Annotated in this window: 18 protein-coding genes; 9 read left to right on the forward strand and 9 right to left on the reverse strand. The window is 46.2% G+C overall.

The features are described 5' to 3' along the window. The 6 genes from AACV78_RS00615 to moeB form a co-directional block, all read left to right on the forward strand. Positions 1-353, forward strand: a 353-nt coding sequence (locus AACV78_RS00615) for a tetratricopeptide repeat protein (RefSeq protein WP_194010877.1), incomplete at its 5' end; no start/stop codon positions are given. Between the two features lie 83 nt (positions 354-436). Then, positions 437-583, forward strand: a complete 147-nt coding sequence (locus AACV78_RS00620) for a hypothetical protein (protein WP_194010876.1) — start codon at positions 437-439, stop codon at positions 581-583. Positions 584-803: 220 nt separating this feature from the next. Further along, complete coding sequence (locus AACV78_RS00625) at positions 804-2,039, forward strand: ATP phosphoribosyltransferase regulatory subunit (protein ID WP_194010875.1); 1,236 nt, start codon at positions 804-806, stop codon at positions 2,037-2,039. A 265-nt stretch (positions 2,040-2,304) separates the two neighbouring features. Further along, a complete protein-coding gene (locus AACV78_RS00630) occupies positions 2,305-2,532 on the forward strand; it encodes a ferredoxin family protein (RefSeq protein ID WP_194010874.1) in 228 nt (75 codons plus the stop codon). 319 nt (positions 2,533-2,851) lie between these two features. Next, positions 2,852-3,331, forward strand: coding sequence for a M67 family metallopeptidase (locus tag AACV78_RS00635; RefSeq protein ID WP_194010873.1), 480 nt, complete (start codon positions 2,852-2,854; stop codon positions 3,329-3,331). A 79-nt stretch (positions 3,332-3,410) separates the two neighbouring features. Beyond that, complete coding sequence (moeB, locus tag AACV78_RS00640; protein WP_194010872.1) at positions 3,411-4,583, forward strand: molybdopterin-synthase adenylyltransferase MoeB; 1,173 nt, start codon at positions 3,411-3,413, stop codon at positions 4,581-4,583. Between the two features lie 180 nt (positions 4,584-4,763). Here moeB and glsA read toward each other — a convergent pair whose 3' ends face one another. Further along, entirely contained in the window at positions 4,764-5,687 is a 924-nt protein-coding gene (gene glsA, locus AACV78_RS00645) for a glutaminase A (protein ID WP_194010871.1), read from the reverse strand. Between the two features lie 688 nt (positions 5,688-6,375). Between glsA and AACV78_RS00650 the strand changes: the two genes are divergently transcribed. Then, complete coding sequence (locus AACV78_RS00650) at positions 6,376-6,723, forward strand: hypothetical protein (protein ID WP_194010870.1); 348 nt, start codon at positions 6,376-6,378, stop codon at positions 6,721-6,723. Here the strand turns inward: AACV78_RS00650 and AACV78_RS00655 are convergent. Beyond that, positions 6,720-7,763 (reverse strand): YdcF family protein, encoded by a 1,044-nt coding sequence (locus AACV78_RS00655; RefSeq protein WP_339383400.1) that lies wholly within the window; start codon positions 7,761-7,763, stop codon positions 6,720-6,722. The two genes, AACV78_RS00650 and AACV78_RS00655, sit on opposite strands and share 4 nt — an antisense overlap. A 431-nt stretch (positions 7,764-8,194) precedes the next feature. Then, the gene (pap, locus tag AACV78_RS00660; RefSeq protein ID WP_194010869.1) at positions 8,195-9,682 is read right to left on the reverse strand and encodes a polyphosphate:AMP phosphotransferase; all 1,488 of its coding nucleotides are present in this window, start codon (positions 9,680-9,682) and stop codon (positions 8,195-8,197) included. Positions 9,683-10,477: 795 nt separating this feature from the next. Between pap and AACV78_RS00665 the strand changes: the two genes are divergently transcribed. Next, positions 10,478-11,461 (forward strand): GNAT family N-acetyltransferase, encoded by a 984-nt coding sequence (locus tag AACV78_RS00665; protein ID WP_194010868.1) that lies wholly within the window; start codon positions 10,478-10,480, stop codon positions 11,459-11,461. A 245-nt stretch (positions 11,462-11,706) separates the two neighbouring features. Here AACV78_RS00665 and AACV78_RS00670 read toward each other — a convergent pair whose 3' ends face one another. The 6 genes from AACV78_RS00670 to AACV78_RS00695 all read right to left on the reverse strand — a co-directional run bounded on the left by AACV78_RS00670 (position 11,707) and on the right by AACV78_RS00695 (position 18,175). Continuing rightward, complete coding sequence (locus AACV78_RS00670) at positions 11,707-12,606, reverse strand: ABC transporter ATP-binding protein (protein ID WP_194010867.1); 900 nt, start codon at positions 12,604-12,606, stop codon at positions 11,707-11,709. 125 nt (positions 12,607-12,731) lie between these two features. Beyond that, positions 12,732-13,505 (reverse strand): ABC transporter permease, encoded by a 774-nt coding sequence (locus tag AACV78_RS00675; RefSeq protein WP_194010866.1) that lies wholly within the window; start codon positions 13,503-13,505, stop codon positions 12,732-12,734. A gap of 507 nt (positions 13,506-14,012) precedes the next feature. After that, the gene (locus tag AACV78_RS00680; RefSeq protein ID WP_194010865.1) at positions 14,013-15,056 is read right to left on the reverse strand and encodes a hypothetical protein; all 1,044 of its coding nucleotides are present in this window, start codon (positions 15,054-15,056) and stop codon (positions 14,013-14,015) included. 107 nt (positions 15,057-15,163) lie between these two features. Next, positions 15,164-15,922, reverse strand: a complete 759-nt coding sequence (locus AACV78_RS00685; protein WP_228042548.1) for a hypothetical protein — start codon at positions 15,920-15,922, stop codon at positions 15,164-15,166. Between the two features lie 535 nt (positions 15,923-16,457). After that, positions 16,458-17,483, reverse strand: a complete 1,026-nt coding sequence (locus tag AACV78_RS00690) for an ABC transporter permease (RefSeq protein WP_194010864.1) — start codon at positions 17,481-17,483, stop codon at positions 16,458-16,460. Between the two features lie 347 nt (positions 17,484-17,830). After that, positions 17,831-18,175, reverse strand: a complete 345-nt coding sequence (locus tag AACV78_RS00695; RefSeq protein WP_194010863.1) for a hypothetical protein — start codon at positions 18,173-18,175, stop codon at positions 17,831-17,833. 651 nt (positions 18,176-18,826) lie between these two features. On the opposite strand from AACV78_RS00695, the gene AACV78_RS00700 reads away from it, so the two are divergent. Continuing rightward, positions 18,827-22,213: a PAS domain S-box protein gene (locus tag AACV78_RS00700; protein WP_370528847.1), complete on the forward strand. Its 3,387-nt coding sequence runs from the start codon at positions 18,827-18,829 to the stop codon at positions 22,211-22,213. Positions 22,214-22,481: the final 268 nt, after the last annotated feature.

Below are 22,481 nucleotides of genomic sequence, written 5' to 3' on the forward strand. Positions count from 1 at the left end.
CCCCAACCCCAACCCCAATTCCGGTAACAGAGCCGCATATCGAACCCTATTGCCGCCGAGCTCAAGGATTTATGGACAGCAAAAATTACGCTAAAGCAAGTTTGGAGTTGAGGGAAGCCCTGAAGCGCGCTCCAAAACACAGCAAGGCTCACGCTATGTTAGCAATGTGTTACTTTGAGCAAAATCAAGCGACAATGGCGAAACTTGAGATGAACAAAGCTTTGGCATCAAATCCTGAAGAACCGACGGCTTTGGAGGTTAAGAAAAAGCTCGAACAAGCTGCCTCAAAAGCCAAAAAAGGTGATGATAAACCCGGATTTTTTGCAAGTTTGTTTGGCGGGAAGAAGAAGTGAGAAGTTATGAGTTGTGAGTCAGGAATATTTAGAAATTGGTAAACTGCTCAGCAGTGAAGCGATCTTGCTCAAAAGAATCAAGAGTGGGTGATATCACATCCGATCGCAATCGGAATTATATCGTCAGTGCGATCGTCCCGCGATCGCAGGTGATCCAGAAAGAGCGGGACGATCGCACTGAGGGGAAAAATGATTATTCCCATGCAAACCAAAACGCGATCACGCCTTAATTTGTTAAAGTCGAAGGTTAAGCTTGCCTGCTTCGACTTTAACACCGTCCCCTAAAGCTAAGCTTCTAAGCCCAATCTAAAATCTAAAATCTAAAATCGATATGATACCTTAATTTGTTAAAGTCGAATGTTAGGCTTGCCACGTTCGACTTTAACACCGTCCCTAAAGCTAAGCTTCTAAGCCCAATCTAAAATCTAAAGTCTAAACTCTAAAATTGATATGGTTCACCAACCCCCATCCGGTGCAAGAGATTTATTGCCCCTTGACGTTGCTCAAAAAATTTCGATCGAACGGCGCTTGCAGCAGGTGTTTCACCGCTGGGGCTATCACCGGATTATTACCTCTACTCTAGAAAGGCTGGAGACATTGATGGCTGGGGGCGCGATCGACCGATCGACCTTAATTCAACTCCAAGATGCCGAAGATGGAGAACTCGGCTTGCGGCCAGAATTGACAGCATCCATCGCCCGCGCGGCTGCGATGCGGATGTCCGGGACACGCTGGCAGCCCCAGCGCCTCTACTACAACGCCAACGTCTTCCGCAAAGGAACAGATACGGGTTCCGGCGGGCAACAGGAGTTCTATCAAGCCGGGGTAGAACTCCTCGGCGCGGGGGGAAGCGTTGCGGATGCGGAAGTGCTGCTGCTGCTGTCTGAGTGCTTGCAAAACCTAGAAATTGATGACTGGCATTTGGTGCTAGGAGAAGCGGGCTTGACAGCAACATTGCTAGAACCGTTTGCGCCAAACGTGCGGCAAAAAGTGCGCCACGCGATCGCCAATCTCGATCGCATAGCCTTGGAAACATTGCCGCTTTCTGACGAATTGCGAGAAAGAGCTCTGCTGTTGTTTGACCTGCGCGGCCGCCCGGAAGATGTATTGGAGATTGTGGCGAAGCTGGATTTAGATGTACCACAGCAAGCGGCGTTAAATGAACTCAAAAGTGCGATCGAACTGCTGGAAAAATGTCAAGCAAAAATCCCCAATTTAAAATCTCACATCCACCTCGATTTGAGTTTAATTCAAACCTTTGACTACTACACTGGAATAGTGTTTGAAGTTGTCAGCAGCAGCAAAAGCGGACAGCGAGTTTTAGGACAAGGCGGGCGGTACGATAGACTGTTGGGACTGTTCGATCCCCAAGGCCAAAACTCCCCCGGCATCGGGTTTTGTCTGAATATCGAAGATTTGCACCAAGTATTGCTAACAGGGGGTCAATTGCCCGCAGAGACACCAGCCAGCGAATGGTTGATCGTGCCTCAAACTCCTGAAGCAGCCGCAGCAGCCTTTGATTATGCCCGCAAACTCAGAGAGTCCAGTCCCCCAATCCGGGTAGAGATAGATTTAGAGAATAGGGAAAACGAAGAGGCGGCCAGGGAATACGCACGCGATCGTAGAATTGGTCAAATTGCCTGGGTAAATGCCGAAGGCGCTGCAACAATTGAAACAGTAAATTAAGCTCGATTGTCAAGCTAACTCCTAACATTACGTCCCCCCAATTAGTTATAACAAAGACGGTTCCTAGTGCGGAATTAAATCCGCAAAAAACAGGTTCCTAGTGCGGAATTAAATCCGCAAAAAATAGGTTCGTAGTGAGGACTTTAGTCAGCCAAAAATCATCTTGACCAAAGTCATCACAACGAACCTATTGTATTGTTGTAATTAGACAGACATGATATAATGTCAAATCTAAAAACTAAAAACTAAAATCTAAAATAGAAACATGGCGCACACTATCGTTACAAATATCTGCGAAGGAGTTGCTGATTGTGTCGGCGCTTGTCCGGTGGCTTGCATTCACCCAGGCCCTGGCAAAAACGTCAAAGGCACCGATTGGTATTGGATTGATTTTGATACCTGCATAGACTGCGGCATTTGTTTGCAAGTCTGTCCAGTCGAAAATGCGATCGTCCCAGACGAACGGCCCGAATTGCAGCAAACACCAACTTGATAGCAATCACCCGTAATATCGTTGACCGTTGCATCGGAGTGATTTAACCGGTGCTAGAACACAGAGGACACAGAGAGAGAGAATAGAGATATGAATACAGGACGATGCTACCGGATTTGATATAAGGCGTGGAGTGCACACCCTACAGTTACAAATTATGGGTACATTGTACACATAGATAAACCGGTAGGGTGTGCGCGGCCCACCATAGATTCACGAATTATACACACACTTACATCAACTCCTTCTCTTCCCTTCTCCTCTCTTCCTTCGCGTCCTTAGCGTCTTCGCGGTTCATTAAAAAAAAGCCTAAAATAAAATGCAAAAAATCGCACTTACCCCCGAACACCTGTTATCAATCCGCACCCACGGCGAAAGCGCTTATCCAGAAGAATGCTGCGGTTTATTGTTAGGTACGATCGCAGAAAGTGTGAAAACTGTAGTAGAAGTTGTGCCGACTGACAACGCTTGGAGTGCCGAAGCTGAAGAGAACTGGCCAGAACAAAAAGAATTGACAGAACAACGGAGATATGCTATTAAACCTGAAGATATGTTGCAGGCGATGAAACACGCGCGCGATCGCAATTTAGACATCATCGGCATATATCATTCTCACACGGATTGTCCGGCAGTACCCTCGGAGTGCGATCGCACATTGGCCTGGGCCAAATACTCATACATCATAGTGTCCGTCCGACAAGGCAGTTCACAAGAACTACGCAGTTGGAGTCTCGACTCCGAGGGCTACTTTCAAGCAGAGGAAATTGTCGCAGTCGAACCGACTCAGATTAAGAAATAGTTAGTAAAAATAACAAACACGCAAAAATGCGAAAAATTTAGATAGGATATAATTCAAAATCGGCCTATAACAGAATATCATGCTAAATCCTAATCTGGACGAGATCCAGCTCAACAAACAAGAATACGAACGCTACTCTCGCCACCTCATCCTCCCAGAAGTTGGATTGGAAGGGCAGAAGCGCCTCAAAGCAGCCAGCGTGCTCTGCATCGGTACGGGAGGACTCGGTTCGCCGCTGTTGCTGTATTTAGCAGCCGCCGGTGTTGGCCGCATTGGGATTGTAGACTTTGATGTTGTTGACCATTCCAACTTGCAGCGCCAAGTCATCCACGGCACTTCTTGGGTTGGGAAGCCGAAGATTGATTCGGCGAAAAATCGGATTTTAGAAATTAATCCTTTTTGTCAAGTTGATTTGTACAATACTCACGTTAGTTCCGAAAATGCGATCGGCATTGCCACTCCCTACGATATCATCATCGACGGCACGGACAACTTCCCGACTCGCTATTTGATGAACGACGTTGCAGTCCTGTTAAACAAACCCAACATCTACGGTTCCATCTTCCGATTTGAAGGACAAGCCACAGTTTTCAACTACCAAGGTGGCCCGAATTACCGCGATTTGTACCCCGAACCCCCCCCTCCAGGGATGGTTCCTTCCTGTGCCGAAGGTGGCGTTTTAGGCGTTTTGTGCGGCATTATCGGTTCTATCCAAGCAACGGAAGCTATCAAAATTATCTTGGGTCAAGGCACAACCTTGAGCGGCAGATTGTTGCTTTACAATGCCCTAGAAATGACATTCCGCGAATTGAAACTGCGGCCGAATCCAGTGCGCCCCGTAATTGAAAAATTAATCGATTACGAACAATTCTGCGGCATTCCTCAAGCTAAAGACGTAGAAGCACAAAAACAACAGCAAATTCCTGAGATGACTGTCACCGAACTTAAAAAGTTGATCGACAGCGGTGCGAAGGATTTTGTACTGTTGGATGTTCGCAATCCCAACGAGTATCAAATTGCTCAAATTCCTGGGTCGGTTTTGGTGCCTTTACCGGATATCGAACACGGCGAAGGTGTTGCAAAAGTCAAGGAATTGTTGAACGGGCACCGCTTGATTGCACACTGCAAAATGGGCGGGCGTTCTGCGAAGGCCTTGGGCATTTTGAAGGAAGCGGGAATTGAGGGGATTAATGTTAAGGGCGGGATTAATGCTTGGAGTCAAGAAGTAGATTCCTCTGTTCCTCAATATTAAGCTCAATCTTTTTGTGGGGCGGGTAATTGGCCCGCCGCACTGCGAACTGTTTTTGTGATGGTAATCGATCGGATATGATATGAAAAGGTCGATCGACCTTCCAAATCCCCAATCCCAGACAGCCAAATATTTCCCCGCAATAACTCAAGGAAATTAAGAGCAATTCAACAGCAATCTTATCTAATCAAATACGCTCAGCCGCAAAGCTTTAGCTATTTGTTCCAATAGAAATAAGCCACCGACAGAATTTCCCTCTCGATCTAGGGGCGGACTGTAACAGCCGATCGCACCTTCGCCCGGAATTACCGAAAGCATTGCCCCGCTAACTCCCGACTTGGCCGGCAGTCCCACCCGCAGCGCAAAACGACCGGATGCTTCATACAAACCGCAAGTAGCCATCAGCGCTTTGACAGTGCGACAGTTTTCCCAAAGTGCTTCGTCACTCTTTACCAACAGCATTCCCAGCTTAGCCAAATCCTCCACATTTCCCGACAAACAACAAACTCGATTGTAGGTTTCTAGGGCAATTTCCGCGTTTTGCAGATAACCAAATTTGAGCATTGCTAAGGCGAGATCCCGATTATTTTGATTCCGCTTTTGATTGACTGAATCCAGCATTAACTCGTCAACAAATAACTGACTGTTTGCTTGTTGGTTCAGCCAAGTTTGCAAGTTTTGACAGCGCGCCACAGCATTGTTACCGGGAATCAGAGACGCTAGGGCGATCGCCCCGCTATTAATCATCGGATTTCTCGGCTTCCCTCCATCTGTTTCCAGTTGAGTCAGGGAATTGAAAGGCATTTCCGAAGGATCGCACCCCGCGCAGTCAAAAACCGTTTTTTCGCCCAATTCGCACAGCAAGTAAAGCAGCACGAAGGGCTTGACCGCGCTCATCAGCGGAAATGTTTTAGCAATGCTGCCCCAGCTCAAAATGTTACCGTCAATTGCCCGAATTTGCACGGCAAACCATTCTTTTTCGGCTTCCGCAAGCAGAGGTACGTATGCGGGGACTTGGCCGGATTTACTGCGATTAATTGCCTCTTTTGCCCAAGCTGCCAGTTGTTCTGGTTGCAGGGAAGATAGTTTGCTAGTGGATTTTTTCACTGTCGATTAGTCCGTAGGCGCAAATCAACCGATACCGATGCGGTGTCACAGAGTGTAAAGCTATCACAGCAGCCAGCGAAAGATCCGTTGCGCTCGATCGGTAAAGACTTATGTATTGTCAAACTTCATCACATACATTTGGATAGTTTGAGATTTTATATTAACAGTCCGATCGCGCTTTCAATACCATTTTCAAAAAAACAATGCAACAGCAGGCCAACTTTAAACCCTTATGCAGTCTGTTATTTCCAATATTATATTGAAACTATAAAAATAAAAATTATCTCAGCCAGAAATCAGTTTCTTAAAATAATTGCGTCACTTGAGAGGTATTGCCAGAAACACTGTTACTTACGTGATACAAAGCAAACTCTGCTTTAAACCTATTGACATTTTCATCGGCGCGGAGATAATAAATTTATTGACAATTTTTGAGAAAAAATCTGTCTTTGCATAAAAACCTCTCTTTCACCCAGATATATAATAAGCAGCTTGGCTGACAGCGCTGTGACCCACAACCAACCAGCAGTAACTTGAAAGGCCTTCAGGTTCTTCTGTTTAATCCCCAGCCAGGGGCGGGGTGCATATTTAACTTAATTCTCAAAGAGTTCGTGGAATCCGGCCCGGAAAACCCCCGAACCTTTAAGAATGACTACCCAACCCGATTCACCAAAACCAGGATCAAACAATGCCAGAAGCAGCAAAAGCAGAAGAAGCACCAAAACCCGCTCCCCTGACTTTTAAGGGCGTATGTAAAGACGGAGTTCTCAAAGGCAAAGAAGTCGAGGGCTTATTAGACATCAAAATCAACGTTTTATCTGTCAAATCCCCAGAAGCGCCAGCCCCAAAAAAATCCCAGTGGGAAGCGCCTATATTTTGGGTCGTGTTCTTGTTAACTGCCAACTTTGCTGTCGGCGACCCCGCAGGACTAAGAAATTACAGCTCCCCACAAAGGCCTCATTCTCATGAGATGTTAAACCAATCTGGGGAGCAGTCGCTGTTGCCTAAGAAAAACACCAGCAACTTGCCACTTTAGGCTCTGGGAGCCTGCCAGCCGCGCATATAGTAATAAAAAGACCCGAAATATTCATCGAATACTCGCGTCGTAGTTACCAAAGCTTCTGCATTAGGCAGAAAATCTGCCGCGTCTAAGCGCAGTCTCGATTTCCCTCCTGACACGGGCTGGTAAGTGTAGAAGTCGGTAGCTCTGGGAATCACCTGGATGCCCATATTTGCAAAAGCTAGGCTGGCACGGCGCATCTGAATCGCAGATGTTACCAGGATTACTTTACGCCCAACGCCGCGGCTGTCGAGGATCTTTCTCACTTCCTCGGCGCTGGTGCGTATGTTGCGGCCGTTATCGTCAAGAACGATACTGGTGCGCGGCACGCCCATGTTGGTGGCCAGCAAAGTCTGGATATCCTTAGCTTCGCCAGTAGAATTCTGTAAATCTGGTCTGGGCCCGGCGGTAACAATCACCAAAGGTGCTAATTGTTTTTTGTACAAAACGGCAGCGTAGGGCAGGCGATTGCCTGTCTCTGCCATTTGAATCGCTTCTTGGTTTGCGGTGTGACCGTTAGTCGTTCCCTTACCGAGGAGGACGATCGCCGCCGCTGTTTCGTCGCAGCAAACTGTGCGAGCAGCCGCATCCCGTTCAGCTTGATCGGCGAACCAGTAAGCGACAACTGGCATACTCGAAAGGATCAAAACTAGCAATGCTGCCAGGATCATTCTCGGTGCCGGGTTGCGGATGCCTCCGTTAGTAATCAGCGCCGATGCAATCACCAGCAGGGTGATCGAAAAACCAAGCGGCTTAAAGAAGAAGGCTATGAGGCCGAAAATCGCTGCTCCGACTGGCGTGTCTGGCGCGAAAAAAGCCAGGAACAAAAGGCTGATCAGCAGCAAAACGCGCAGCCTGTCTATTAACGGATTGTCTTTGCCTCCTGATTGATCCCACCACGATTTGATCAGTGAGAAGAGGAGGAATAGAAATAGAATGCGAGCTAAAAGTTCTGGCATCTTGCAATATTCTGTGTCTTCATAAATTAGTACGGAAGTCTGGAAACGATCGCGCATTTAGCTGCGCGAGGAAATACTGGTATCGGTGGTTTTTAATTTTTGCCAATAACCCAGTCCGATCGCATTTCTCAGAAAGGTTCGATTCCCCTCAGCTCTCAACTATGGGTTGCAGGCTGCAAGCCCGCTACTTCCAGTCAATCGATTGAAGAATTGAATAATTTTAGATTTTAGATTGACTCCACAGATCGATCTGGGAGCTGGCACTTCGCTCTAAAATGTTAGAATCTCCAAACAAGATAGTCGGGACACGGTACCCGTTTTGGGGCGGGTTACAGATTGCTGAGAGTTAATTGGTAATTGATAATTGGAAATGGTTGATTGGTAATTGCTAATGGAGCGAGCCAGCAGCCTGTAAAATTGGTAATTCCAGCCTGCTTTCTGCTGCCTGCTATTTTCCCATTATCTGTTACCCATTTACCAATCCCAATTTATAGGCGTTTCAGTTGATTCCGAATTGCCTGCGTTACCGTTTGAATTACTTTAACACGAGCATAATACTTGTTATCGGCCGCAATTAGCGTCCAGGGAGCTGTCGGCGTGCTGGTGCGCTGAATCATTTGATTTACCGCCACTTCATAATAATTCCACTTTTCTCGATTCCGCCAATCTTCTTGAGTGAGTTTGTATTGTTTAAATGGATTATTTTTTCGGTCTGTAAACCGCTTTAGTTCCTCGTCGGGACTGATGTGCAGCCAGAATTTAACTAAGACACAACCGAAACTGGTGAGTTGCTCCTCAAATTCGTTGATTTCCTGGTAAGCTCGACGCCATTCGAGTTCGGTGGCAAATCCTTCGACTCGTTCGACGAGGACTCTACCATACCAACTGCGATCGTAAATGCTGATTTTACCAGCAGTCGGCAACTCCCGCCAGAAGCGCCAGAGATAGTGGTGAGCTTTTTCTTCGTCCGTCGGCGCAGCAAAGGCATTGACGGAGTAACTGCGGGGGTCTAGGATGTCCGTCAAACGTTTGATCGCACCTCCTTTACCGGCCGCATCCCAGCCTTCAAACAGCACTAACACGGGGATTTCCTTTTCGTGGATGCTTTGTTGCAGTTCGCCAAAACTCGTTTGTGCTTCGCGAAGTTCGTGTTTGTATTCGTCTGGCGACAAGGATAGAGTTAAATCTACTTGGGCGAGCAAGTCTGGTTCGGTGGGTTGCAACTTTTCTTGAGGCGGCAGTTTCAGGGGTGCAGATTGCGCTGGCTGTGTGTCTAAGGCTTCTGTAATTTTGGCTGCCATTTGCGTTAAAACTTTGACTCTCGCCCAGCGCTGACAGTCGCCTTCTACTAGCGTCCAAGGTGCCGGGCCCGTGCCGGTTTGAGTTATCATTTCTTCGGCCAAAGTTGTGTATTCTTGATATTTTTTGGCTTGTTTCCAATCTTCCGGCCGCACTCGCCAAGCTTGTAAAGTATCGTCTTCTAGTTTTTTAAGCCGATGTTTGAGTTCTTTTTTGCTCAGATGAATCCAAAATTTGGCAATTGCCGCGCCGTCGTTTACCATCATTCGCTCGAAGGCGTTGATTTGTCTGATGATTGTCGGTACTTCGGCCTCGGAGACTCTCTCGAACAACCGGTCTTCTAAAAGATGAGTGTACCAACTGTGATAAAAAAAGCCAATCCGACCGCGGGCTGGGAGTTTCTGCCAAAACCGCCACAGAAAAGGATAGTGCATTTCTGCCTCTGACGGCGGCCAAATCGGGTGCACGGTAAAGCCGCGCGGGTCCATGTAACCCACCATTTTTTTGACGAGTGCGCCTTTGCCCGCAGCGGCCCAGCCTTCGAGTACGATGATTGCGGGCATTTTTTTTTCCCAGCAGGTTTGTTGGAGCGATCGCAACTGCTGCATTAAAACTTCGATTTTGGCCTCATAGGTTTCTTTATCCAGCGAAATATCTAAATCGAGGTTGTCAAGCATATTTACCTCACACAAATCCCAGAAAGCAGTTTAACGTCAGTTTAACGTTCGGATAAAGTTAAATCTTCAAGTCTGGCAAAAAGTTATCAAAACTATACTTGCGAACGCTTCAAAGCGCGCTGCTTCTGCCGTCTAAACCAGGATCGGGCTAATACTAACAAAACTCCCCTCAGATCGAACTTGCCAAAAAAAACCTGAGCGGTTATAGTTGACTTAGGGAACTTTTTAAGAACTTCAACTGTTCCCCTCCCCCGATCGGGTGAGTCAAAAGAAGCAGCAACAAATTCTTGAAACAGGATTTGTTGTAAGATAGAGCAAAAGTAAAAATCAACGACCCGGTGGGGGTGAAAACTTCTTTAGTTAGCTGCATTAAATTTATTTAAACAACAGTTACTTAAGCACCAGCTTTGATAACTTCGAGGACGCTGCTTGCAAAGGTTGGGCGTTCCTCTGGCCACAGAATCCAATAAAAAAAATGCCCAAATGGGCTAAACAATTTTTATGATTGCGCTATGAGATAAAACCTGAAAGCCTGGGTGATATAAACAGGTTTATGAGTTTTATCAACATCATTCTCTAATACTAAAATCAGTTGAGGTGCGGACTGCTGCCGCCCCAAAAAAACATTGATTTATTGTGTGACAGGCTTTCTGACTTGTTACACCCTAAATTAATTTTTTGTGGAACAGCCATCTTGACTGTTACTGACATTTGTGCAAAATGTCATAATTACTCTACTCATTTGCCAATACCGATTAACAGGAACATTCCGAAATTACGGATTGTAAGTTTTTTATGAATATCTTGACAACACGCTCCTACAAGGGCGAAAGTGACTGGTGCGCGATCGCAAATTTAATCGATGATTGCGAAACAGTCGATCGACTAGGCGAAGAAGTTTCAGCAACTGAACTAAAGCTGATCCTTGACGCCCCCCAACTCGACAAAGCCCGCGATGTCCAATTGTGGGAAGACGGTAACTGCAAACTCATCGGTTTTGCACTGTTAGATATGCCAGATTCCACCGATGAAATAGAAGCTTGTCTCTGGTTTTACGTGCATCCAAATGTACGGGGTGAAGGCTTAGAAAAAGACATAATTAAATGGGGAGAAACACGCCTGGGCGAAGTAGGAAAAAAACGCAATTTGCCCGCCAAATTGCACACCTACAGCCGTGAGGATAAAACCGATCTGATGCTGCTGTTAGAGAAACAGGGCTTTGAAGTCGATCGCTATTTTCTCACAATGGCGCGATCGCTCGCCGAACCCATTCCCACACCCGAATTTCCCGCAGACTTTGCGCTGACACACGTATCGGGAGAACAAGACATCCAACCCTGGGTAGAAATGTTCAACCAGTCATTTATCGATCACTGGAACCACCACGATTTAACTGCCGAAATCGTGCGCTACTGGATGCAAGACGAAAATTATCAGCCGGAATTAGATTTAATTGCTGTTTCGGGCGATTCCCTGCGGGATAGCTTCGCTTCACGTAAATTTGCAGCTTTCTGCGACTGTCAAATCAAACCCCAAAAAAATCCCCGCAGCGGCACAAAAGACGGCTGGATTGAACTATTGGGAACGCGGCGCGACTTTCGGAAAATGGGTTTAGGAAAAGCAATGTTGTTAGCCGGATTGCACACCTTAAAAGCAGCGGGTGCAAATACCGCTAAACTCAGCGTCGATGCTGACAGTTTGACAGGCGCGACAAAGCTTTATGAATCAGTCGGTTTCCGCCTGATGGAAACTTGGCAATCGTGGGCAAAAGCGGTCTAAACTCATACTTATATCAATTCCGGTTGCATCGGAATAATAAAATCGAGTCAACAGTCAACAGTCAACAGTTACCAGTCAACAGTCAACAGTCAGTAGGGGCGGTGGATGGTGCGGGCCCGCCCTCTTAACAGTCAACAGTCAACAGTTACCAGGCTCTGCCTGGTAATGCAGATGCTTTGACTCTCTCGGCGCGAAGGATTTTGTAGGGCTCGTGGATGGTACGGGCCAATCCTCCCTTGTCTGTGTCATTGTTCGCTTTGTTTCGTCACCTCGACATAAATATGTTCTAACCGCACCGGATACCGAGCGATCGAAGAAATAGAAATCCCATCAAAAAGCAAAATAATCTCTTTTAATTCCAAACGTTCCGGCAGCCAAAAAGCCAAATCGCTACCGTAGCGGCGGGGAATGAAACCGTATTTTGCAGCGCGGGCGATCGCCTTTTCTTCCTCCGCAGTTTTAACAACAATAATTTCCTGAGCCGGAATCAGTTTTTGCAACTCCTCCAAACTGCCCTCAGCCACAATACTACCATTCTTTAAAATTCCAATTTTTTGACACAAACGCTCAGCTTCATCCAACAAATGAGTAGTCAGCAAAATTGTAATACCTTCCGATTGCAAGCGCTGAATCAACTCCCAAATTTCATAACGAGCCTCAATATCTAAACCCGTTGTCGGTTCATCTAAAATTACTAATTTAGGCTGGTGTACCAAAGCCACCGCAATATTCAAACGGCGCTGCATCCCTCCGCTCAAAGTTTCCACCGGACTTTGAGCTCTATCAGTCAAATTTACAGCCTTTAAACATTGTTCAACTTGATAGCGGCGCTGCTTGCGGTCTAAAGCATAAATTTGAGCAAAAAAATTGAGATTTTCTTCGCAGCTAAGGCTTTTGTAAAGCAAATTTTCCTGTGGTGCTACACCTATTAACAATTTAGTAGACTCCGAAACAGGTTCGCCATTGATAGAAACTTTGCCGCTGTCAGCATTTAGCAAACTGCATAAAATATTGATAGTTGTAGTTTTTCCCGCCCCGTTTGGCCCGAGCAAACCGTAAATTTCTCCTTTTTGAATGTGCAGTGTTAAATCTTTAAGCACTGAACGCCGGCCGTAGGATTTATTGAGCTTTTCTATTTGCAGCAAAATTTTACATCTCCTTAAGTTTAATAGTACGATCGCACAGAGTTACCTAGAAACCGGGTTTTTTACGACAAATACGGCGTTTTCGCCCACAAATTCAGTAAAAAACCCGGTTTCTTCGGTCTTACTTAAAGTCTTCTTTCCACTCTCAACATCCGCCGATAAGACATCCATCCGCCTCCGAGCATTAACATAGCAAAAATAAACAAAAACCAGAAGTGCGATTCAATATCAGCAAAATTTTTGCCGCCAGCCCATACACCCATCAGCGCTTCGTTCATGTGATAAATTGGATTGTACTGGGCGATATCCAGCAGAGTTTTGGGAAAAAGCGAAGCAGGCAAAAATGCTCCTCCTAAAATTAACAAAGGAACGCCGAAAGCCGCTACTAGCGAGTTGACATCTTCAGTGCGCCTCGCAAACTGCGTGCCGAGAATAAAGCCGACTCCTACGTAAGATATAATACTCAGCAAAATAATCGCGCATCCTAACAGAATAGAGCCTTGAAATTTTGCTCCCAAAAAAGAGGCGATCGCATATACTAAGATTACCTGACCGATTCCGATACAACTGTGAGCCAGAAAAATTCCTAAAAAGTAAGAAGTGCCACTCAAGGGGGAAATAAACAAGCGTTTGAGAGTGTGCTGTTCTCGCTCTGAAACCACCGTTGCTACGCTGCCGCCGAGACAGCTAAAAAATAAAGCCGCTCCTACTAAACTTGCAGGTGCGGCACTTTCAAAGGCTTTGTCTGTAGTGAGATTAGCCCGTTCTTTTAAAATTAAAGCGTTAATTAGCAAGATAGAAATTGGGAAAATACTCCACAATACTAAGCTGCGCCGCCGTCTTCCCAATTCAATTAAAATTCGCTGCGCTACTGCGAGGGTTTCGTACCAGTATTTCATAGAGTTTTTATTAGCATTGTTAGAACTAGAAATTGATATTGAACCGAAAAAAAACTTACAATTAAAAGGGTTGGTTGTGATAAGCTTAGTCCGCATCAATAAAAACTAAATCCCTCACTACAAACCTTATTGATGGTGTGAAATTTACCGGATCTTATATGACAATTGATAACGACACTACGGCATATTATATCGCGCCCGGTCTGTTAAAAACGATAAAACTGCTTCGTAGTGCACACCTTAGTCCGCACTACTAATACCATTTTTCTAAAATCGTGCAACACTCTTCGACCCCCCCTAGCCCCCCCTTGTAAAGGGGGGGGACAAGAACACTGTTGCATTCTTTTTTAAAATTGGTATAACAATCATTTTTGTTACGGCAATCTACCGGAGTTGATATTTTACCATATAATATCAATAATTTTAAATGTTAATAAAAAACCCGCCCGCGCGGGTTTTTTGATTCAATCCGACTCGGTTTTAACTCTTCACTTTCTGTCGCTGCGCTCATTTAATACTAAAGTTCGTACCTCGATAGCATCCTTGAAAAGAAGTTAAACTTGTGCGGTTTATCTGTTCCAATTTGGTGACTAGAGAGTCATTTTCGCCACTTTCAGGAGTAGCATTCCACTTGTAGATAAAGTTGCCCATATGCTCTCCGGTTTCTTCGTAACTGTGCTCTTCTATGGGAATTCCAGAAACTCCAGAAACAGTTTGGTTGTGGTATCCGTTAACAATGATTTTCTCGATAACTGCTCCGGGTTCTACAGTAAGGTTCCAGTTAATCGGTTCGTAGGCGGAAAGTGCAAGAATTATTGGCTTGTTTCGGCGTTCTACTTTGACTTCAATAGTGCTTTTCGCTCTTTTTCCGTTCCCGTGAGCGGCATTTGCTTCGTAAACGCCGATTAAGTGAAGCTCTTTATTTCCCTTTGACGAACCGACATAAGACGAAAAATCGTCGGAACCGCCAATCCCGCAGTTGGCGCTAGAACTAATTGGGGAAATAAAAGTTGTTTTTTCGGCTAGTTTCTGTTGCACCGCCGGGACAACCCAGAGTCCGGTTCCGACTCCTAAAGCACCTATCAAAGCGGCTGCGATGCCGAAAGGAATGGCGTTTGTCAGGTTGCGAAAGGCTTTTTTGGCGGTTAGTTTAGATAGCGTTTGCTGCCAAGTTTCAGGGTTTGGTAGGGAACTCTGGCCGCCATCGAGACAAGCTAACAAAGCTAAACTTTCCGGCTGTTCGAGCAGATTCTGCACTGCTTTCTCTTCGCCGGCGTAGAGAATTCTAGTTTCTCTGTCTAAAAGCAGCCAGTAGCGATCGCCCTCACCGAAGTTGTATTCTCGTACAGCAGGCTGAACTAAATCGTGCTGCAAAAACACCAGCCAAGCCATATTATTGCCGGTGCCGACTGTTTTGCCGTCGCTGGAAATAATTTGGTCGATGTCTGGTTCCCAACCCCAGGCTACCCAGCGGCTGTCTCCTCGATAACCGAGGGATTTTTCCAGTTGCGGGTGAGCGGTTATTTCTAAGCGTTGAACTAAGTTTGACACAATAGGTATCCTCAAGCGCGTGAAGCGAAGCTATCCTGTTCGCGAAGCGTTCCCGAAGGGTAGGGAATCGGCACTTCAATGTCTTAGCTTAACTCATCCCAGGCAGTTCAAAAAGTGCCCGTGCCATTGCCATTTCCACCGTTTGGAGACAAATTGTTGCTCCGGGGAGTGATATTCGGCGAAGTTCCCGGATTGAGATTATTGGGAGTGATATTCGGCGAAGTTCCCGGATTGAGATTATTGGGAGTGATATTCGGCGAAGTTCCCGGATTGAGATTATTGGGAGTGATATTCGGTGAAGTTCCCGGATTGAGATTATTGGGAGTGATATTCGGCGAAGTTCCCGGATTGAGATTGTTGGGATTGCTGGGATTGGGCGAAGTTCCCGGATTGAGATTGTTGGGATTGTTGGGATTGGGCGAAGTTCCCGGATTGAGATTGTTGGGATTGTTGGGATTGGCGGGATTGGCGGGATTGGCGGGATTGGCGGGATTGTTGGGATTGGCGGGATTGGCGGGATTTGCACTCCCAGGAGTAGTTATGGGAGTGCCCACAGTATCTCTGGTGACGCTGTTGGGATTCGGGGCTGCAGCCGGATTACTTACGTTGCGGTTATTTGCAGGAGCATTGGCGGGGTTGCCGGCGGCGGGAGCCGTTTTTTGGGGTTCGGCGTTGGTGCCGCACAATCTGACTAAATCAAAAGTTGTACCGCTTGGGGTTTCGATGAAGCAAACCGGCACGTCTACTCGCGGGTTTGAGGCTCTGGGAAAGTCGCCTGCGTCCACCATCGGGCGGCTAAAGGCAGCTTCAGCCATTAGTGGTGTTAAAGCAGCCGATAGAGCGACTGTTATTGGTAATAATTTCATCAGCTTTTCCTCAAATTTTGCTTTTTATTGCTCTAGTATTGCCGATAAACTGCGAAGTGTCCTGAGTCTAAAAGCCGATATTTTCGATCGCTCTTTCTTAGGCGGCTCATTTTGACTGCAACATTTGGCGCACGCAAAAAATACAGGTAGAAAAAGCTGAGAGTATCACAGTCGCCTCTTCAGGCAAAATCATTCAATGCTGCAACTAATTCTACTTGTGGATATGAGTTCCATATTTTAGTCGATCGCCCCCAATAATCTTCTACGCAGATCGGAGGGGGAGAGAGAGGGAGAAGCGGAGAAGCGGAGAAGCGGAGAAGCGGAGAGGATGCTGGAGCATCTGGAGCTTTGCAACAAGCAGTTTTTTTCTCTACAATCGCCAGCCATACAATCGCGAGTGGCGAGGGCACTACAAAGGCTTGCAGAGAGTTAAATCAAATCGGTTGCATCCCCTACATTGCTCGTTACCGAACTTCCTTATTCCATCTATCCGTTACATCCGCCAATTGCATCCGCCGCCGAACTTCCCATTAATTTAGTACCGAATGCGCGGGTCAACGGCAGCGTTCAAAACATCAATTACAATGCTAGCAATTACTACAATCCCAGCAAAAAATACCACAATACCTTGAACAGTTGGATAATCCCGCAAACTAATCGCTTCGTAAAGGCGATTTGCCAGCCCCGGCCAAGAAAAAGTAACCTCAGTTAAAATAGCACCGCCCAACAGTGCAGCAAAAGTCAATCCCAAGACAGTAATCACCGGAATTAGCGCATTTTTCAGAGCGTGAGCCCATAAAATCTGCAATTCAGGAATGCCGCGAGCTCGGGCTGCTTCCACATAATCTGCTTGCAAAGTTTGCTTCAGATTCACTCTCACAATACGCTCAAAAATGCCGCTCAAAAGAATCCCCAGCGTCAAACTCGGAAGTGCCAAATAATGCAAACTGGTGAGAAACTGACCCGGGTTAGCGCTCAGGAGACTGTCTACAGTGTAAAGTCCCGTGTAGCTTTGGGGGGCTCTTAATGTCACCGGAAAGCGGGTTCCCAAGGGAAACCAGCCCAACTGCACCGCGAAAATCAACTGCAAAACCATGCCAGCCCAAAAAGCCGGCAGCGAGTAAGTGATAATGCCAAACAAACGGCCTGCTGCATCGAAAATAGTGTTGGGGCGGGATGCTGCGAGGGAACCGATACTGATACCGACAATTAAAGCTATGGCCATGCTACACACTGCTAATTCCACTGTAGCGGGGAAATAATCTCCGATAATTTGCCAGACTGTTTGTCCGCGAGTGGTGATGGAAGTTCCCAAGTCGAAGCCCAACAAATCTTTCATGTATTTAAGATATTGTTCCCACAGGGGAGCGTCGAGGCCTAGTTGGGTTCGCATTGCTGCTTTGGCGGCTGCGGGAGCTCGCGAACCGAGAATTGCATCGATGGGGTCGCCCGGAGTGGCCCGCAGCAGCAAAAATACTGCTGTGGTGATTGTCCACAACATTAGCGGTGCTAGGAGTAAGCGGACAAAAATATAAGATTGCAGGGCTTTTGAACGAGACATAAGATTTGGTTATTGGTTATTGGTTATTGGTTAGTTGTTATTGGTTATTGGTTAGTTGTTATTGGTTATTGGTTAGTTGTTATTGGTTGTGGGTTAGTCGTTATTGGTTATTGGTTATTGGTTGGCTATTAGTGAATTGTTTTTAGGCCTCGATCATTTAGCATAGTTCCTTCCTTTTGCCTGATGACGTTGGACGTTCCATCGGGGGATCGCTAATAACCAATAACCCGCAACCAATAACCAATAATCAACTAATAACAAGTAACCAATAACAACTAAGAACTAACAACCAACAACTAATGACTAATGACTAATGACTAATGACTAATGACTAATGACCGATTTTCCTATTCGCCCAGCAGCGATTCAAATGCGGCTTGTAAAGACTTGATGTCGCCTACTCTGGCGACTAACAAGTTTTCGCTGCCGGCATCCTGCAACCTGTCCTTCCAATACTGGATGCTCTCGGAGTTGTGAAACCAGAAACTAATTACGGTATCTACGACTCGATCGACATCCCAGCCGCGATAAGGAGAAACTATCTCTACGGATGCCACAAAGGAATCGAGAGTGCACTTCCGGTTTCCCAAGTATTCTACACCGGACGGTTGCTGTTGTTGCAGCAATTCCTGCTGCTGGTTAAAAAATGATAAAGTTGGAGATACGCCCAGGATTTCAAATGTATAGTTCATGTCATCCTCCAGAAGTATTGTTTTGCTAAAAGGTCGTAGCGGAGCGGGGCGCGAGCGATCGTCCGTTTGTCAACTGTCAACAGTCTACTGTCTACTGTTCAACCTCTTTTGGCGCGATCGGGATTTGGCCCGCTTATTTTATTAATAGCAAATTTTTTAACAGAGGATTGTCAAATAACTTACATTTGTGATGGCTTGGTAGAAAAATTTAGAATCAATTTTTTATTCAGCAGGGACAAGGCTGGCGTTCGCCACCCGGAGAAAATGAGAGAATTGTAGATTTTAGACAATTTGAGGTTTGAGGTTAAATAATAATTGGGACTGATTGATGAATTAAGGGATCAAAGCTTGCCTGCAGTTGTATTATGTTTAATCTGGTGTGAGTTTGGGACACTGTGTCCCCGATCGCGATCGGCGCATTCACAAAAGTAGTGGCACAATTAATATTATAATTTTTTACAGTAGCTGTTGAAACCTCAACCAAGTTTTGAGCGGCAGGCTACGGCACTTCACTATTGGTGTGCAACTTGATAATTTATAATATCTAGGGCATCTTTTAATCGACAAACGATACGCAAACCTGGTAAGTGCAAGAATATTGATGTTATTGAAAAGTCTGAGCAGTGTTGTCTGATGAAAAGCTCGCCCAAGATGTCACTGAGCCTAGTTTTGTTGATACCCCTGGTGGTACAAATCTCCGTAGCAGTCGGCGTAACGGGATGGCTGTCGTTTCGCAACAGCCAGAAAGCCGTCAACAACCTGGCTACTAGGTTGAGCTTGGAAGTCGCAGCCCGGACGAAAGAAAATTTCCGCAGTTTTGGGGACGTGTCTCATTTATTCCTGCAAATGAATACTGCTGCGATCGCCTCGGGAAACTTAAACCCGGAAGATTTCCCCAATTTAGAGCGCTATTTGTGGAACCAGACCAAGCTGAGCGATCGAACTACAACCATTTACTACGGCGACGAACAGGGCAGATTTCTCTTGCTCAAACGCGAAGCAGAAGACTTAGTATACATCAGAGACGAATCAACCGCTCCCAACCGCCAAATTTATCGCCTCGACAGCCAGGGAAATCGCACAGAACTAATCAAAACCGCCCCCTACGACCCCCGTACAAGACCCTGGTACATAACTGCCAAACAGTCAGGAAAAGCCAGTTGGTCTCCGATTTACGTCTTCACAGCCCAGCCAGTTCTGGGGATTACTCCGGTGATGCCCATCTACAACCAAACGGGCAGCCTGCAAGGGGTTCTGGCAATTGACCTGACTCTTTCTCAAATCAGCGATTTTCTCAAAAAAATCAAAATTAGCCCGTCGGGACAAGTTTTTGCGATCGAACGCAGCGGGGAAATAGTCGCCAGTTCCACCGACGAACTGCCCTTTGTCACCACCAAAGACGGACAAAAACGGCTGTTGGCGACACAAAGCAAAAATTTGCTCATTCGATCGGCATCCACATACTTGCAAAAACAATTTGGCAGTTTTACACAAATTAGCAGCCAAGGACAGTTTACCTTCGATCTAGACGGCAAACGTCAATTCATTACGGTTGCTCCCCTGCAAGACGGCCGCGGCCTCGATTGGCTGATCGTAGTGGTCATCCCGGAAGCAGACTTTATGGAGCAAATTAACGCCAACACTCGCACAACTATCTTATTGTGCTTTTTTGCCTTCATATTGGCGATCGCCCTAGGAATCTTCACCTCTCGCTGGGTTGTCCAACCGATCACCCGATTGCTAGAAGCTTCCAAAGCATTAACAAAAATGTCCGAATCCTCCGACTTCACATCCTCGGAATTAGACGGCGAAGTCGAAGTCAAAGGCATCAACGAACTCAGTCTTTTAGCTCAGTCTTTCAACCAGATGGCCAGACAATTGCGATCGTCTTTTGTCGCCCTCGAACAAACCAACTCCAGTTTAGAACAGCGAGTAGCAGAGCGGACTGCCGAACTCGCAGCCACCGAAGCAGAATTGCGGGCTTTGTTTGCAGCCATGAACGAATTAATTATAGTTGTGGACTCCACCGGCCGCTACTTGAAAATCGCCCCCACAAATATGTCTCTCCTATACAAACCAGCCGAAGAATTAGTAGGCAAAACAATCGGAGAAACGTTTCCGCAAGCTACAGCCGACAATTTTACCAGCCATATCCGAGCAGCTTTAGAGACTCAGCAAACTATCAGTATCGAGTACGATTTAACCATTGATGAACGCGAAGTTTGTTTTGCCGCCAGCATTTCGCCGCTGTCAGAAACATCGGTCATTTTGGTGGCCCGCGACATTACCGAAAAGAAGCGAGCCGAATCTTGGCGGCGGATGAGACAAAAACAATTGCTCACACAAAATACAGTTTTGGTAGAACTAGCCAGAAATAAAGTGCTATACGGAGGCAATTTGCAAGTAGCTTTGAGGCAAATCACTGAAGCTGCGGCTCGTACCTTAAATGCAGAAGGAGCAGGAGCTTGGTTGTACGATGAGAGCCGATCGAAACTGCAATGTCTCGACCAATTTTGGTGCAGCAACCAGCAGCACTCCCAAGCTGTGGAACTCGCCGCCGCAGACTATCCAGCTTATTTTAAAGCTTTGGAAGAAGACCGGACGATCGCAGCCGACAACGCTCTTTCAGATATCAGAACCAGGGAATTAGCGACATCTTACTTTGCACAAAATAACATCACCTCAACCTTAGATGCGCCGGTGCGACTGGGAGGCCAAACAGTCGGAGTTATCTGTATCGAACAGGTGGGAAGTGTTCGCAACTGGACAGTAGAAGAGCAAAATTTTGCTGCTTCCCTGGCAGATTTGGTATCATTGGCGATCGAAGCTAGCGATCGCGATCGAACACAAAACGCACTGCGTCAAGCAGAACAAAAATACCGCAGCATCTTTGAAAACGCAGTCGAAGGCATTTTTCAAACAACCCCAGAAGGCCGATTCTTGAGCGTCAACCCAGCTTTAGCCCGCATCTACGGCTACGCAACTCCCGAAGAATTGACATCAAATCTCACAAACATCAGACAGCAAGCTTACGTCAATCCTCAGCAGCGCCAGAAGTTTATGCAAGTGATGCAAGAATGCGGACAAATATCAGGATTTGAGTCAGAAGTTTACCGCGTTGACGGCAGCGTAATTTGGATTTCTGAAAGCGCCCGCGCAGTGTGCAGCGCCGACGGTGAGGTACTCTACTACGAAGGCAGCGTCGAGGATATTAGCGATCGCAAAGTATTTGAAAACGCCTTGCAAGTCGCCCTAGAAGCAGCCGAAGCCGCCTCCACCGCAAAAAGCGCATTTTTAGCAAACATGAGCCACGAACTGCGAACACCCCTCAATGCCATCATCGGCTACAGCGAAATGCTGCAAGAAGAAACCGAAGAATTGGGCTACGACGAAATAACCCCAGATTTAGACAAAATCCGCACATCCGGCCGACACTTGCTATCACTAATTAACGACATTCTCGACATCTCTAAAATCGAAGCCGGCCGCATGGAACTCTACTTAGAAACCTTCGACATCGCCGCCTTAATTGAAGAAGTAGCCGACACCGCCACCCCACTAATCGAAAAAAATAATAACACTTTAAACTTACAGGAAATTACCAATCTTGGCACTATGTACGGTGACATTACCAAAGTGCGGCAGATTTTATTAAATTTGCTAAGCAATGCTGCCAAATTCACTCAAAACGGTACAATTACGCTCACCGCCAGCCGAGAAAGCGCCCGCCACAACAGCGAAGCGATAGCAGAAAACCGTTCACAAACGGCAGAAAATTCGGCCCAATCAAACTCCTCTAAAGAATTTTTAGTTTTTAATTGTACAGATACAGGAATTGGGATGAATCAAGACCAATTGCAGCACATTTTCCAACCCTTTACCCAAGCAGACGCTTCTACCACACGCAAGTACGGCGGTACAGGTTTGGGACTAGCAATCAGCCAGCGTTTTTGCTTTATGATGGGCGGCAATATTTCAGTAAACAGTCAAGTCGGCGTTGGTTCTACTTTTACCATTCGCTTACCTCTCAATACTTAAACAATTGGTTAGTGGTTATTTGTTAGTGGTTATTGGTTAGTGGTTATTTGTTAGTGGTTATTGGTTAGTGGTTATTGGTTAGTGGTTATTTGTTAGTGGTTATTAATATAATTTCGTGGGGGCGCGTTCACTAACAATCTTTCCTTCATATCCCAATTATTAATAAACCCGCCCCCACACCGCGAATAATTTACATCAACCTTGAGGATTGAGATTATTTCGATTCATTCTTGGGGCGGAGGTGGGTTTTTTATTTCTGGTATTTGAT

Source organism: Tychonema sp. LEGE 07196, from assembly GCF_963890365.1.
GTDB lineage: Bacteria > Cyanobacteriota > Cyanobacteriia > Cyanobacteriales > Microcoleaceae > Microcoleus.